General features: G+C 34.9%; 16 protein-coding genes. 7 read left to right on the top strand and 9 right to left on the bottom strand.

Annotated features, from left to right (window positions below):
* Positions 1 to 2 precede the first annotated feature (2 nt).
* The 3 genes from porA to Q0W04_RS01285 are packed head-to-tail and all read right to left on the bottom strand — an operon-like array spanning position 3 to position 1,937.
* Complete coding sequence (gene porA, locus Q0W04_RS01295) at positions 3 to 1,148, bottom strand: pyruvate synthase subunit PorA (RefSeq protein WP_298499246.1); 1,146 nt, start codon at positions 1,146 to 1,148, stop codon at positions 3 to 5.
* 13 nt (positions 1,149 to 1,161) lie between these two features.
* Positions 1,162 to 1,404: a pyruvate synthase subunit PorD gene (gene porD / locus Q0W04_RS01290; RefSeq protein ID WP_292810361.1), complete on the bottom strand. Its 243-nt coding sequence runs from the start codon at positions 1,402 to 1,404 to the stop codon at positions 1,162 to 1,164.
* A gap of 11 nt (positions 1,405 to 1,415) precedes the next feature.
* Complete coding sequence (locus tag Q0W04_RS01285; protein ID WP_298499244.1) at positions 1,416 to 1,937, bottom strand: pyruvate ferredoxin oxidoreductase subunit gamma; 522 nt, start codon at positions 1,935 to 1,937, stop codon at positions 1,416 to 1,418.
* A gap of 271 nt (positions 1,938 to 2,208) precedes the next feature.
* Between Q0W04_RS01285 and Q0W04_RS01280 the strand changes: the two genes are divergently transcribed.
* Entirely contained in the window at positions 2,209 to 3,810 is a 1,602-nt protein-coding gene (locus tag Q0W04_RS01280) for a dihydropteroate synthase-like protein (protein ID WP_298499241.1), read from the top strand.
* Between the two features lie 2 nt (positions 3,811 to 3,812).
* Here the strand turns inward: Q0W04_RS01280 and Q0W04_RS01275 are convergent, their stop codons facing one another.
* The gene (locus Q0W04_RS01275; protein WP_298499238.1) at positions 3,813 to 4,178 is read right to left on the bottom strand and encodes a hypothetical protein; all 366 of its coding nucleotides are present in this window, start codon (positions 4,176 to 4,178) and stop codon (positions 3,813 to 3,815) included.
* A 124-nt stretch (positions 4,179 to 4,302) separates the two neighbouring features.
* On the opposite strand from Q0W04_RS01275, the gene Q0W04_RS01270 reads away from it, so the two are divergent.
* Genes Q0W04_RS01270 through Q0W04_RS01245 form a run of 6 tightly spaced genes read left to right on the top strand, consistent with a single transcriptional unit; the run spans position 4,303 to position 9,057 of the window.
* Complete coding sequence (locus tag Q0W04_RS01270; protein WP_298499483.1) at positions 4,303 to 5,157, top strand: MoxR family ATPase; 855 nt, start codon at positions 4,303 to 4,305, stop codon at positions 5,155 to 5,157.
* 1 nt (position 5,158) lies between these two features.
* Positions 5,159 to 6,313, top strand: coding sequence for a VWA domain-containing protein (locus tag Q0W04_RS01265; protein WP_298499235.1), 1,155 nt, complete (start codon positions 5,159 to 5,161; stop codon positions 6,311 to 6,313).
* An 8-nt stretch (positions 6,314 to 6,321) separates the two neighbouring features.
* Entirely contained in the window at positions 6,322 to 7,239 is a 918-nt protein-coding gene (locus Q0W04_RS01260) for a TIGR00269 family protein (RefSeq protein WP_298499233.1), read from the top strand.
* 4 nt (positions 7,240 to 7,243) lie between these two features.
* Positions 7,244 to 7,447: a MoaD/ThiS family protein gene (locus Q0W04_RS01255; protein ID WP_298499231.1), complete on the top strand. Its 204-nt coding sequence runs from the start codon at positions 7,244 to 7,246 to the stop codon at positions 7,445 to 7,447.
* Between the two features lie 2 nt (positions 7,448 to 7,449).
* Entirely contained in the window at positions 7,450 to 8,310 is an 861-nt protein-coding gene (locus tag Q0W04_RS01250) for a DUF89 domain-containing protein (RefSeq protein WP_298499228.1), read from the top strand.
* Between the two features lie 9 nt (positions 8,311 to 8,319).
* Positions 8,320 to 9,057, top strand: a complete 738-nt coding sequence (locus Q0W04_RS01245) for an NAD(P)-binding domain-containing protein (protein WP_298499225.1) — start codon at positions 8,320 to 8,322, stop codon at positions 9,055 to 9,057.
* Here the strand turns inward: Q0W04_RS01245 and Q0W04_RS01240 are convergent.
* The 5 genes from Q0W04_RS01240 to Q0W04_RS01220 form a co-directional block, all read right to left on the bottom strand.
* Positions 9,044 to 10,315, bottom strand: coding sequence for a cytidyltransferase (locus Q0W04_RS01240; protein ID WP_298499222.1), 1,272 nt, complete (start codon positions 10,313 to 10,315; stop codon positions 9,044 to 9,046). The genes Q0W04_RS01245 and Q0W04_RS01240 overlap by 14 nt on opposite strands.
* A 25-nt stretch (positions 10,316 to 10,340) precedes the next feature.
* On the bottom strand, positions 10,341 to 10,823 hold the full coding sequence (locus tag Q0W04_RS01235; RefSeq protein ID WP_298499219.1) for a DUF308 domain-containing protein: 483 nt from the start codon (positions 10,821 to 10,823) through the stop codon (positions 10,341 to 10,343).
* Between the two features lie 125 nt (positions 10,824 to 10,948).
* A complete protein-coding gene (locus tag Q0W04_RS01230) occupies positions 10,949 to 12,769 on the bottom strand; it encodes a C69 family dipeptidase (RefSeq protein WP_298499216.1) in 1,821 nt (606 codons plus the stop codon).
* A gap of 31 nt (positions 12,770 to 12,800) precedes the next feature.
* A complete protein-coding gene (locus Q0W04_RS01225) occupies positions 12,801 to 13,883 on the bottom strand; it encodes an archaeosine biosynthesis radical SAM protein RaSEA (RefSeq protein ID WP_298499213.1) in 1,083 nt (360 codons plus the stop codon).
* A 138-nt stretch (positions 13,884 to 14,021) separates the two neighbouring features.
* A partial coding sequence (locus Q0W04_RS01220; protein WP_298499210.1) for an LLM class flavin-dependent oxidoreductase occupies positions 14,022 to 14,506 on the bottom strand: 485 nt, incomplete at its 5' end.

Genomic DNA, 14,506 nt, shown 5'->3' with positions numbered 1-14,506 from the left:
ATCTATTCCTCCTTAAGTCCAATCCATGTGACATCTTTTTCTGGCACTTTGGTTTTTTCGTAAGCTTCCAGGATATATTCCGGTGTGATGTCTCTTCCACCTAAACCTGCAATAAATCCATAGATTTCCTTATCGATTTTAACTTTCATGTCTGAATAAAGCGCTCCGCCAATTCCGAATGAGAAGTTTTTATCGATTACAGCTATTTTATCACAATTTGCAACAGCTTCCTTAATTGCTTCTACAGGGAAAGGCCTGTAAGCTCTGATTTTAAGTAAACCTACTTTTTCACCTTTTTCTCTTAGCTGGTCTACAATAACTCTGATTGTACTGCAAAGTGATCCCATTGCAACGAATATTATTTCAGCATCTTCTGTTTTGTATGCATCCACAAGACCATATTGTCTTCCGAATATTTCTGCAAATTCATCGCAGGTTTTTTGGATGACGTCAATGGAATTGTTCATTGCAACTTCCATTGCATATCTTGCTTCAGTATAGTAATCCGGATCAGCGAAGTTACCGATTGACATAGGTTCTTTCGGATCAAGGTAGGCGTGTTCTGGTACATATGGAGGTAAGAACTTGTCTACACTTTCTTGATCTGGAATTTCCACAGGTTCAACGGTGTGAGTTAAAATAAATCCATCTAAACAGACCATTGATGGAAGTAAAACATTTGGATTTTCTGAAATTTTATAAGCCATTAATGTGGTATCCAATGCTTCCTGAGCATTTTCAACATAAATCTGTAACCATCCAGCATCTCTTTGTGCGATTGAGTCTTGTTGATCGTTCCAAATATTTAATGGTGCAGAAATTGCTCTGTTTGCATCAGCCAATACGAATGGGGTTCTCATACCTGCTGCTGCAAATAAAATTTCGTGCATTAACATTAATCCTTGTGAAGATGTTGCTGTAAATACTCTTACTCCAGCGCCACTGGCTCCGACAGCAGCACTTATTGCACTGTGTTCGGATTCTACTTTAACATATTTAGCATCAATTTTTTCATCAGCAACATACTGTGCTAAGTATTCAGAGATTGTAGTCTGTGGAGTAATTGGATAAACAGGAATAACTTGTGGTTTAGCTAATCTTACAGCTTCTGCAACTGCTTTGTTTGAGGTCATTACTTCTTTTACCATTTCATCACTCTCTCTATTCTTTTACCATTTCGATTGCATCGGAAGGACATTCGTATGCACAAATTCCGCATCCTTTACAGTAATCGTAATCAATATCGTGTTGTTTGTTTACACTGGCATCTGGACAAAACAGAATACAGTTGTCACAATCAATACATTTTTCCTTATCTAGGATAGGTTTGAATGTTCTCCAGCTTCCAGTTTTGTTATTTCTACTATTGCCTGGGTTTTTAATTACACATCCTATACTTACCATTATAATCACCCTCATCCCATTTCGTAAGCTTTTTTAGTAGCTTCGACGTTTAGTTCTCCTACTTTGCCTGGGAATGTTTCTTTAATCACTTCAAGAAGTGAATCGATTGTCACGGCTTGGGTTTTCTTAGCGAAATATCCTAAAATAATAGTATTAACAATGTTACGTCCTAACATGTCTAATGCAATTCCGGTTGCGTCAATACTGTAGACTTCATGTTCTCCACTGCCTTCAAAGCTTTGGGTGTTTATTGTTACTTCAGTATTGTCTTTAATACCTGCAAATACATCTACTACATTTAATAACCCATCATCTAAAACAAGTACATAATCTGGATTATAGACTTGATATCTTAAATCAATTGGCTTGTCATCAATTCTTGTGAAAGCCATAACTGGAGCTCCTCTACGTTCAACTCCAAAGAATGGAAAAGCTTGGGAATAGTTGCCGTCTTTGAATGCTGCTTTTGCTAAAATTTCAGCAGCAGTTACAGCACCTTGTCCGCCTCTTCCATGAAAACGAATTTCAATCATTAATTTTTCCTCCATATATTTATCATGTATAATCATTATAAATTACAAAATATATAAATCTTATGTTAAATTTTAATTATTTGAGAAATTTGTTTAAATTATTTTGTTTAAGTTGATTGTTTTTTGTTTATTTTTTCAACGGAGCATTCAGATTAATTAATAACAATTAATAAGATTTAATAGATGTTTTTTTAATCAAATTTTTCTAAAAAGATTAAATATTAATTAATTCATATAATAATTAATATATTGACTTTAATTGATGGTTATTATGAATGTTTTGATTATTACCGGTAACTTGGCTTATCCTTTAATAAAGGATGTGGTTGCAGATTCCAAAGAAAACATTATTGTACATGTTGCAGAAACACAGGTTGCCGCATTTTTAACTCCTAGACAAATTATAAAAGAAGTGAAAACTCATTTTCAAGATAAACTGGATGAAATCGATTTGATTTTGGTTCCGGGTTTAATTAAAAAAGGCACAAGGGAAATCACAAAAGAATTGGGAATTCCTACATTCAAGGGATCCACTGACGGTGCTGACCTTGCAATGGTTTTGAATTTAATAGAAGACATAACCCTGTCGGAAGACAAGCCTGCAGATAAATTGATTGAAGAAGAAAAAAGAAAAGAAGCATTCAAGTTTATTGAAGAGTTTGAAAACGATGAAGAACATATCAAAGAACTTCTTAAAAAACCTAATAACATCCTAATAAGAAATCTCCCGGTAGGTGAAGATTTTCCAATGAGAGTTCTTTCTGAAATTGCCAATGCACCATTCTTATCAAAGGAAGCTCTGATTAACAAATGCCAATATTTTGTTGACTCCGGAGCAGACATGATTGATATAGGTATGGCTGCAGGTGAAGATTTTTCAGATAAAATTCCCGAGTTAATCGAAACATTGAGGCCTATTGTTGGAGATAGGCCATTAAGCATAGACACGTTAAATGCCAAGGAAATTAAAGTCGCAGCAGAAAATGGAATTGATTTTGTTTTAAGTTTGGATTTGGGTAACAATGGTGAAGTTCAGGAAATTCTAAAAGAAAAAGACATTCCTGCAGTTTTGCTTCCAACAAATTTTTCCCAGGGAATTTCTCCGGAAACTCCTGCTCAGAGAGTCGAATCAATGCATCAGCTAATTAAGGATACCGAAGGATTGAGATATGTTGCAGATTTGATTTTGGATCCGGTGAACAGTTCCAGCATAGTCGAGTCAATTATAGCATGCCATGATTTTCATAAAGTTAATCCTGCACCGATGTTTTTTGGCGTTGGAAATGTAACAGAATTGATGGATGCTGATTCTGGTGGTGTTAATGTGCTTTTAGCTGGAATTGGTATGGAATTGGGAGTCAGCATATTATTTACTCCTGAAGAAAGTGGTAAAACAAGGGGCAGTGTTTATGAGTTATCCACAGCATCAAAAATGATGTTTTTAGCAAAACACAGAAAATCAATTCCGAAAGATTTGGGAATAAATTTAGTTGCATTTAAAGATAAGCACAAACGGAATGATATTATTTTAAATGAAACGGATGGTGTTGAGGAAACAAGGCTTCAAAAACCTTTGAAGTTCATAAGGGATAAGGCAGGTAGTTTTAAGATAAGTGTTGATTATGGAACTACTGTAAAAGACAGTAGGATTATTGCAACTCATTTCAAGAAAAATAAAGCGGATTTGGTTATTGTAGGGCAATCTGCAAAAGAAGTTTATGAAGAAATAATAATAAAAGAGTTGGTAACCAGAATGGAGCATGCCGCCTATCTTGGTTCCGAACTACAAAAAGCAGAAATTGCAATGATTACAGGTAAAGAATATGTTCAGGATTTTGATTTGTTCAAAAATCCTGATGAGTTTAAAAATTAGTTCTAATCAAAGTCACTTGGGTCATAAGTTCCTTCGGCCTGTCCGGCTTGTTGTGCGCCTTGGGATTGGCTTGAAGTGTCAACGCTGGATTGGCTGCTCTGAGAACTGCTCTGGGAAACAGATGCGCTGGAACTTGAACTGCTGCTACTTTCGGATGAAGTTGGTGCAGTGGCTCCGGTATCGTGGGTTTGAGTTGAATTTGTTGAACTATTGTTTATTGAAGTATGATTTGTATAGGTGGTATTATTTACAACAGGATCATCATTATGCACTAATGTTAATCCGGTTCCACTTATAACTAAATATGCTCCTAATGCTAATACAATAAGAATTAATAATATTATTATGATTGCATTATCAGTTTCCATATATTTTTAACCTCCTTGAATTAATAATATATTAATCATTAACTAATATATAACTAATTACATAAATCTTATATTTAACTGTGTTAAATTATATTTTAACAATAAAATTATGGAAGGTAAAATCTTGCAGACAGAAAACATGACAATAAAAGACATAGATAAATTACTTTTAAACTCAGATTATGTCTCAAATAATGAGATATCAACTACAGTTTATTTATCTTTTCTTTTAGGAAAACCTATGCTTATTGAAGGGCCTCCGGGTGTTGGAAAAACTGAACTTGCAAAAGTAATTGCTAAAGCATTTGAAAGAGATTTCTTCAGGATTCAATGTTATGAGGGAATTACATTTGAGCAGATTGTAGGGGAGTGGAATTACCAAAAGCAATTGCTGCATCTTGAAGCCGCTAGAAATGAATCAAACACTGAAGAAAAAATATTTGATGAGGAATACTTTATAAGAAGGCCTTTGCTTAATGCGTTTTTAAATGATGCTGATTCAGTATTGTTGATAGATGAAATTGATAAGGCTGATGAGGAAGTGGAAAGCTTTTTACTTCAGGCATTGGGTGAGCAGGAAATTACTATCAATGACCTCGGAACATTCCAGCTTCAAAATGATTTGATAGTGATTTTAACTTCAAATTCACAAAGGTCTCTTCTTGATGAAACCAAAGACAGATGTTTATTTTTATATATTCCTTATCCTACTGTTGAGCGGGAAATTGAAATTGTCAAATCTAAAATACCTGAAGCGGATGATGAAGTTGTCTCAAAGATTGTTAGATTGGTTCATGATATACGTAATCTTAATTTAATGAAAAAACCTTCTGTAAGAGGAACTGTTGATTGGGTTAAATCAGTTTCTAATTTGGGAACTAAAAACATGGATGAATCACTGGAAAGCAGTATTGGTGTGGCAATTAAAACCGAAAGTGATAAAAAAAGAGTCATTAAGGACATTTTAAATAAACGATAAGATGATTTCAAAAATTGCAAATTTGTCCTCTCAGCTTAGAAGTGAAGGTTTGCCAGTAAGTGTTAGAAGCACACAATCAGCTGTTAGGATTTATATGGATTTAGGTGAAGATGACAGGCAGCTGTTAAAAACAGCTTTGATGGCAATATATGTTAAAGACAGATATGACATCCCTAAATTCAATAAGGTTTTTGAAGAAATTTTTAAAAAGGAAGTTAAAAAAGAATCTGACCAGCAACTGGAGATGGGTAAAGCATATAGGGGAAGAGGCCCTAAATCAAATAAATATATTATCAAAAAGCAAAATAATACTTTTCAAAAAATCAATAAGGAAAAGGCAGAAAATGAAAAATTAAAAATGCTTTCCGGCCAGCCTCTTTTGGATGAAGTCAAGCAGCTTGAACGTGACGGCGAGCTGATGAATAAGGATTTGACAAAGCTGAATAGATTCGACCCGAGAATGCTTGAAATATGTCAAAGGTTGGGTAAAAAAATAGCAAATAAACGTTCAAGAAGAAAAACTCAAACCCATTCCAACAAGATTGATATTCGAAGAACCATCCGAGCTAACTTAAAATATGGTGGAGTGCCGTTGGAGCTTGTAAAGGCGAAACCTAGACCTCATAAAAATGAGCATTTGTTTTTAAATGACATCAGCGGGTCATGCGAATGGATCAGTAGCTGGTTTTTCATGCTGATGTTTTCAGCGCAAACTGCTTTTAAGCGTTCAAGAACATTCGAATTTGACAATAAGGTAATTGAAACTACCAAAGCCTTAAAGGAAGAATACTTGATTGATTCATTTGTAAAAGTTAAGGATATGCGTGTAAAAAACATGATGGTTCATGGTACCTCCGATATGTATTCCGCATTCAAGCAGTTTCAGGAGGTTGCAAATATTAACAATAAGTCTTATATAATTATTTTATCTGACTGCAGGGACTGGGCAGGTCCGAAGGTCCATGGTGTTCCTGCCAGTGTGGAACTCGTTGAGGAAATGGTGAGAGATTCCAAAAAGCTTATTATTCTAAACCCTGAAGACAGAAATAAATGGGATGTAGTTGACAGTTGTGTTTCATTGTATAGGGATGCGGGAGCACAGGTTTTTGAAGTCAACACCCTAAACCAGTTGGCAAGATTTGTAGAACAGATGTAGGTATTATTATGCAGTGCAGTAAATGTGGAAATCCTAAAGTCATTATCAAAAAGCAGCAGTCAGGGCAATTGTTATGCAAAGACTGTTTCATTGAATCTATTGAAAAAAAAGTTATAAAAACAATCAAAAAAGAAAAGTTGCTTAACAGAGGAGATAAGGTTTTGGTAGCGCTTTCAGGCGGAAAAGACAGCGTGACAGTTTTGGAAATTTTAAACTCCTACAGAAAGCGAAACATCATAGATATTTGCGCTGTAACTGTTGATGAAGGAATTGACAATTACCGCCAGGACGGTGTGGATATTGCTCTCAGGCATGCCGAAAGGCTGGGCATTGAACATAAGGTGGTATCCCTTAAGGACGAATATGGAATCACTCTAGATGAGATAATGCAGAAAGATAACCATAAGGGATCCTGCACATACTGCGGAGTATTCAGACGCACCATCATTAACAAGGCAGCCCGTGAGATGGGAGCTACAAAGATTGCAACAGGCCATAACCTTGATGACGAAGTCCAGGCAATCATGATGAATTATCTTGAAGGAAATACTGATAATCTGACTAAACTTGGTGCCAAAACGGAGTCAAAAGCAGAGGAGTTCACAGTTAAAATCAAACCTTTAAGAGAAATTCCTGAACGTGAAATCGGACTTTACGTTGTTGCAAAGGAGTTGGAAGTTCACTTTGACAGCTGCCCATATGCAATGCAGTCTTTTAGAGGAGAGGTTTCTGAACTAATCAATCAGCTTTCAGAAAAACATCCTACAATTAAATACTCAACCCTTAGGGGTTATGATAAAATTAAAAACATTCTGAAAAAGGAACTTAAAAAGGATTATGCCCATGGAAGATGCGCAATATGCGGTGAACCTTCAGCCAATGAGCTTTGCAAGGCATGTTCCTTTTTAGAAGAATTAGGATTGTGATTATATGTCATTTACTTTAAAATATAAAAACATTAATGAAGAAAGGGAAATTCCCAGTGAAAATTATACTATTAAAGATTTGCTCAATGATTTGGAGTTATCCGCTCAGACAATTGTCTCTAAACAGAATGGGGAACTTGTAATTGAAGATACTGTAATCGATGAGGATGATGAAATTCAGTTAGTTCAAATTATTTATGGGGGCTAATTTTGAAAATTAGTTATGAATGTGGGGCATGCTTTTTAAGACAGGCCCGTGAGGCAATGGATTTGGCTTGTGACGATGATCTGCTTAAAATTGAAATCATGAATGATATTTTTGATTTTCTGGCGGATAATTTTTCAAAGGACACTAATTCTAATAAAACAGGTTCCATAATGCACAATATTATCAAAACCAAAACTGGTTGCGAAGACCCGTATTATAAAGAAAAGATTCAAGGAAACGAAATAGCTCTAAAATATTTACCTCACGTCAAGGAGATTTTAAAAGAAAACGACAGTTTGGAAAATTATGTAAAAATAGCTATTATTGGAAATATTCTGGACTTCGGAGCATTTACTCTTGATGATGATATCGATTCAATTATTAATGAATCTTTAGGCAATGATTTAGCTGTTAAGGATATTGAAGAGTTTGAAAATTCACTTAAAAAACATGATAAGGTATTATATTTAGTTGATAATACTGGGGAGATCGTTTTTGATAAGTTATTAATGGCAAAAATCAAGGAATATGATTTGGACATTACAATTGCAGTTAAATCAGAACCGATTTTAAATGATGCCTGCATGGCTGAAGCATTGGAAGCCGGGCTTGACGAGCTTGGTGAAATTGTTGAAATTGGTGCCGGAACTGTAGGTTATGTTGATAGTGAGATTTCAGATGAATTTAGAGAAATCTTCAAATCCCATGAATTCATAATTTCAAAAGGCATGGGAAATTATGAAGGATTAACAGAAATTGATTTATCTGATAAGGATGTTTATTTCTTGTTATGTGCAAAATGCAATACTATTGCCCGTGATATTGGTGTTGATTTAAAAGATATGCTTCTTTTTAAAAAATAAAGTGATTTTATGATTATAGGGTTGATTGGATTTGGAAAAGTTTCTCAAAATATTGTACAATTAATAAAATCCAATGATATAAGATTTGTCACTTCTACGGAGAATAGATCAAAATCAACAATTGAAGCTATCGATGATTTCAATATTGGAGTGGCGCCTACCTTTGAAGAAGTTGCCAAAATATCGGATATTTTAATTTCAGCAGCATCACCCAAAACAGCATTAAGCATAGCTAAAAGATATGGGAAATTCTCAAATGGAATATATTTGGATTTGAATAACATTTCTCCTGAAACCACATTGGAAATCAATGAATATGTTGATGATTTGGTGGATGGGGCCATAATCGGTAAAATAGATTCGGATAATCCTACATTATATATTTCTGGAGTTTCTGCTTCGAAATTGCTATTTTTGAATGAGTTTTTAAATGTAAATATAATCAGTGAGAATGTTGGTGATGCAGCCTTTTTAAAATTACTTAGAAGCAGCTATACGAAAACACTTACTGCACTTTTAATCGAAAGCTTTGACATTGCTAAAAATAATAATCTGGAAAATGAATTTTTCGATATAGTTTCTATAACTGAAGGAGATAATTTTAAAGATGACTCCCTATCAAGGATTAAAAACACTTTAGATAATCCAAAAAGAAAGTCTGAAGAATTAGAAGAGTTAATTAACTATTTTGATGATGAAAATTTGGTAATGGTTAAAGCCGCATTGGAAAAATTCAACCAATTGTAACTTCAACTTTAAATCCTCTTTTTGCTTGTTTTATCAATCCGCTAACCGGAATGAAATGGGAATCCATAATATACCTTAAATAAGTAACTTCTTTTGCAGGCAATCTTAGGTTAGTTTTAATTTTTTTACCCTCACTTTTAAACTGGACGGAAATTTTACCATTTTTATCAACATAAAGATCGGTAGCAATGCCTTCTTTTGTAATTTTGGTTTCAAATTTTGTCAGATTCAATCCAGCCTCGATTCTTGTAGGGGCATTATCAACAACAATACTTTCACTTCTAAATTTTTCATTTGCTTCTTTGGCTGGAAGCTCACTGTTTGAGACATACCAGGCTCTATCGATTACCCTTTGAACTTTTTGATTATCTGGAATTACTCCTTTATCCTCATAGCTTTTCATCAAATCCATTACTTCCCTTTTTGTAACATTTTCTTCAATTGCACTGATTGCAAGACGGGTCATTACTGGTCCGTAATCAGATCTTCTAAAAACAGCCCAAATGGATTCGGGGTCTCTATATACTCTTCTTTTAATAATCTCATTAATCGTTTTTCCATTAAGGTAAGCTATCTTTTCGAGATTTCCTCTTGAGTAGGTATTCATTCTTTTGTAAATCTCGTTCCAGTTCCTCTGGCCGGGAATATTTCCTAAAGCAATTTCGCGTTCGAGAATTTCGATGGTAGTTTTTGGAACTAGCTTATAAACATTTGAGGGGATTGCCATTCCATTATCTATGATTGATTGCCTGATTAGCCTTCCGGAGTATTTGGATTTGTCAAGTTCCGTGACAATGTGAAACTTTAGTTTAGAGCCTAAAAATTCATTTAATGCATACCAACGAATTTCATTTCTATTTGTGTAGTGCTTAGGCATTCCGACAAAATTTCCCTCATCAATAAACTTCTGGGCCTTTGATTTGATTTCATCTAGAGATATGCTTGCTGAGGTGATGTAGTCAGTAACTCCATCATCAATCATTTGTTTAAGTCTGATTGGAACGCTATATGACAAAACAAGCCTGTGGTGAAGGCCTTCAAAAGACCTGACTTCATCAACACCTAAAGCCAGCACCATTTCACGACGAGCTTCATAATCAACAAAAAATGGAGCATGATTTGCACTATAGCCCTTGTTCAAATACACAACAACTTTTTTATCTTCTTTAGCCGCAATTTTTTGAGCTTCTCTGATTAATCTTTCATGACCCTTATGCACGGGGTCAAAATCTGCACTAATTCCAATCAATATTAACACCAAAAAATAAAAAGAGAAGGATAGTTTATCTATCCATTAATTTTAATATACCGCTTATTACCAACCATATTCCAATTAATGAGCCGAGAATAATTGGATTTGCGAGGTAGGTTCCAATAATTATGTATAATACGCCAAGAATTATTCCTGATATGCCAATGTAAAATCCATATCTGCTGCTGCGGTTGTTAATAAGGGAAGCTAGTCCAACGATTATTAACATTATTCCTGCAAAGTATAATGAGATTTCAGTTAAAAATCCAAGGAGTGTTGGATTGAATATTAAACCGATACTTAAGAATAATAGCAGCAAACCTAAAATCAAATCAATTATGGCACCACTTGTATTATAGTCTATTATGGATACTCCTAATACAAGTAAATAAATGGATACTAACAATACGGATAATCCAATTAACGAACTTACCCCAATAACTCCGAGCACTGGAAATATGATAATTACCATTCCTAATAGTATTGCCAGTAAACTAATGAATTTAGTTTTCATGTAATTCTCTCCAAAGTATTTAATTTATTATTTCATTTTTTAATTATATAAAATTAATCTAACATAATTCTGCAATGAAATCCGTTCTTAATGATTTACCAATATAAATGGGCAAAACATTGACATTAACTGCTTGAATATTTGTATTTTTTAAGAAATATTGCCGCAATGATAATCATTGTAATAATTGAAATCATGGCTATAATATATTCAACATTGTTTAAGTTAATGTTCATTGCAATAGTCGTATTTTCATCGTGGTTGTGTGTGTTATTTTCTCCATTAATTGCAGTTATAGTACTTTCATTAGCCGGCTTATCATAGATTTTGCTGTTGGCATTGGCATCATTAATTGCAGTTGTAGTACTTTCATTAGCTGTCGCAATTCCATTATTGTCTTTTAATGCAGTAGCGTATTCAATTTCAGTAGAATTGCTGGTTAAATTTTCAGCAATTGTTTTTTCAGGAGGTGCGAGTGGGGGGATGACTTTCAGTAGTTGTTTTGCTTCTTTGAATGCTTTGGTCTGCATATCATTACAGTATGAAGTAATATAAATTGCTCGGGCATTGCTATCCTCCATTTCTGCCGCTTGTGCGAGTACTTCACTCATTCCAGCAAACATATTACTTTCAAAATTATACCAGTACTCTTGCACAGGTTGACCATAAATATTGTAGCGGTCGGGTCCTATACAGCGAGTGCAAAGTTCTTTAAAGACATAATATGGGTATTTATCTGTATCAAACACTCCCATATCCTCTGCAGGTTGATTAGCTCCATAAGCTTCACTGACATTTATACAAGCATTGGATATTGGTACAAACACTCCATAAAGTTCTGGACCAGAACTAACCCAGCTAACGCATGACATTTCTGCTGGAAGGTCTGGAAACACCTGTATTACATGGGCACTTAGAGTAACATCATTTCCAATTGCATATACATCGGTTCTACCGGTCTCATCAGGAGAATATTCGGTTCCTTCGTATCTATTACGTAAAATTTGACAGACGTCTTGCACTGAAACCTTCTTATCTGGTGTAAAACAGAGCGGATATATGGTGTAAGGATTGTAATCTGCACTGAATTTTGAAGGTGCTAGAAGTTGGTGTCCAATCCAAGTCCTCAGATGCCCGTAATCTAGAGTAAATCCGGAATATGTTTCAAACAGATTGATTTCACCATTTTTACCATATATGGCAAAACCATTTTCCTCTGCAAGACTAATTAATCCTTTAGATATAATAAATTCATCAAAATCAGATAAGTACTCTAAACAATACTCATTACCAAAAACGGATACTTTGTCTGCCGGCAATTTTACTGCAGCATACTGATGTCCAGTATACATCTCCACATACCACGCTTCACTCTGATCAGCAATGAGAGCAATATTTGACTCGCTACTGCCATATTTATCAATGATTCCCAAAAGAACCTCTACAGCTTCTCTAGCCGTTTTGCTCTGACAAATCACAAGATCTGTAGCGGCATCTTCACAAAGCCCATCTTCTACTAATGGGTCAGCTTCCAATGCATTATCGATTGGAAATGCTGTAACAGACATGGTCATGGCTACACCGTATTCATTAGTGCATGCAGCCGCATCATAAACTGCCTCTTTGTTGGACGCTATTGTACTATTCATATATGGTGTTGCGGTGTATTGATAGGTGGTTTCAGGAAGTTCTGTTTTTACGGTTCCATCCACACTTACGGGCATAAGTCGACCAGATTCATTCTCTACTCTAGGAGTCACTGTGACATGATTTCCCCAAGTTTGAGGATAATCATTTGTTCTGGCAACAATTATTGAACCGTCATCGCTAACTTCTGGACCCACATATACTGCAGTACATGCTGCACAGGCCTGCATGCTACACATTAACAGCACGCATAAAACTAAAAATATCAATTTTTTTGATGAATATTTTAACTCCAACATTGAATTTCTCCTTAAGTAATCTAGAAATCAATTAATATAATGGGATATGCTTTATTTCAACAGTTGAATTATTCATATCGCAATTTTCTATTTCAGCTAACCATTCTCTTTTACATTCACAATCATGCTCTATTTTACTTTGAGTTAAATTGTTAGCTATTATCATATGTTTTAAATCTTTATTACATTTTTTACAATTGTATGGACCACGTCTAGATCCAAATCCGGAAGTATCTAAAAGGGCGGGTATGTCTAGTTCATCCCTAACGGTATTAATTATTTCAATACATGACCAGATCCATGGTGGCTGATATGCACCCTTTCTCCAGAACCTTTCAATTACAGTTCCTCCATGTATTGTTGCAGGGCAAAATGAAAGTCGGTTTACTCCAATTGAATCGCAATATCTTGCAGTTTCTATTGCTTCTTCAATGGCTTGCTTTTCAGATACCAAAATTGGTTTTACAAAGATATATGCTTTTGATTTTAAATTGTATCCTTTAGTCTCCTTTAGATTCTGCATTAGTTTCACTGCATCTTCAAAGTCCTGGCGGGTAAAACCTTTGTTGATTTTTTTAAGACGAGTATAGTCATTGGATGTTTCAAGGCCAATGCTTACTTCAAACAGTGTATCTCCGATAATTTCAAAAATCTCATCCAGAACATCCTCTTTAACATATTCCGGTCTTGACTCGACAATGATTTCAGTCACATTACCTAAATTAACCAATGTTTTTAGAATTTCATCACGAGCATCCTTTGGAAGTTCATATGGGTTTAAAAAACTTCCTGAAGCAAACAGTTTCACTGAAATCTTATCCTCTTCAGCTATTGGATGCCTTTCGAGATGCTGGTTGAAAATCCTTAAAATTGTTTCGGTATCTATTGGCTCTAATGTACAGTCTGAAACGTAACTGCACATTGTGCATCCGCCACTGTCACCAAGTGCCCAAGCACATCCTGGTGTAGGCAATATGATAAATAATGTTTTTGAAACACCATCATAAGTCAAGTCATCATTATACCAACTTGCCCCAACCTGTTCTGGAGTTTTTGGATCTTTTCTCTCAAAAGCTCTTTGTCTAATGTCTTTACATAAATTTTCAATTTCCATTATAATACCTGCAATATAATAATTATAATATTATATAATTAGGATTTTTTTATAATTAAAATTGTTGTTGAAAAATAGTTTTGTTGTTAAGTTGTGTATAATGGTTTAAAAAAATAAAAAAAGAAAGAGTAAGCAAGTTTAGAAACTTGCAATTACGTCTCCTAATAATTTAATGGATTCTTCTACGTTTTTACCAACAGGGGAACCTGCTACGTATTGAGTTACACCCATTTCAGCTAAGCCTTCAATTTTTGGAATGAACTCATCAGGAGTACCACATACTGAGAATGCGTCTAATGCTTCGTCAGTTACAGCACCGATAGCTCCACCGAAGTCACCTTTAGCTAAGAATTCACCCATTTGGGTGTTGAATCCTTCAGGTAATCCGTGTCTTTCGATAACTGGAGGTGGGGAACCTGCTGCAATAAATGCAACTACAATTTTAGCTGCGTTTTTAGCTGCGTCTGAGTCAGGTCCGATGGAAGTTGCAGTGTATGCACCTACATCAAATGCTTTGTCTCCACCAGCTGCTTCAATACCTTTTTTGATCATAGGCATAGCTGCTTCATAATCTTTAGGGTTAGATGCGTTAATTAATACACCATCTGCGATTTCTCCAGCGG

The sequence above is a fragment of the uncultured Methanobrevibacter sp. genome, from assembly GCF_947170395.1.
GTDB lineage: Archaea > Methanobacteriota > Methanobacteria > Methanobacteriales > Methanobacteriaceae > Methanocatella.
The sequence above is the reverse complement of the archived record's forward strand: the minus strand, read 5'-3'. Positions and strand labels throughout refer to the sequence as shown.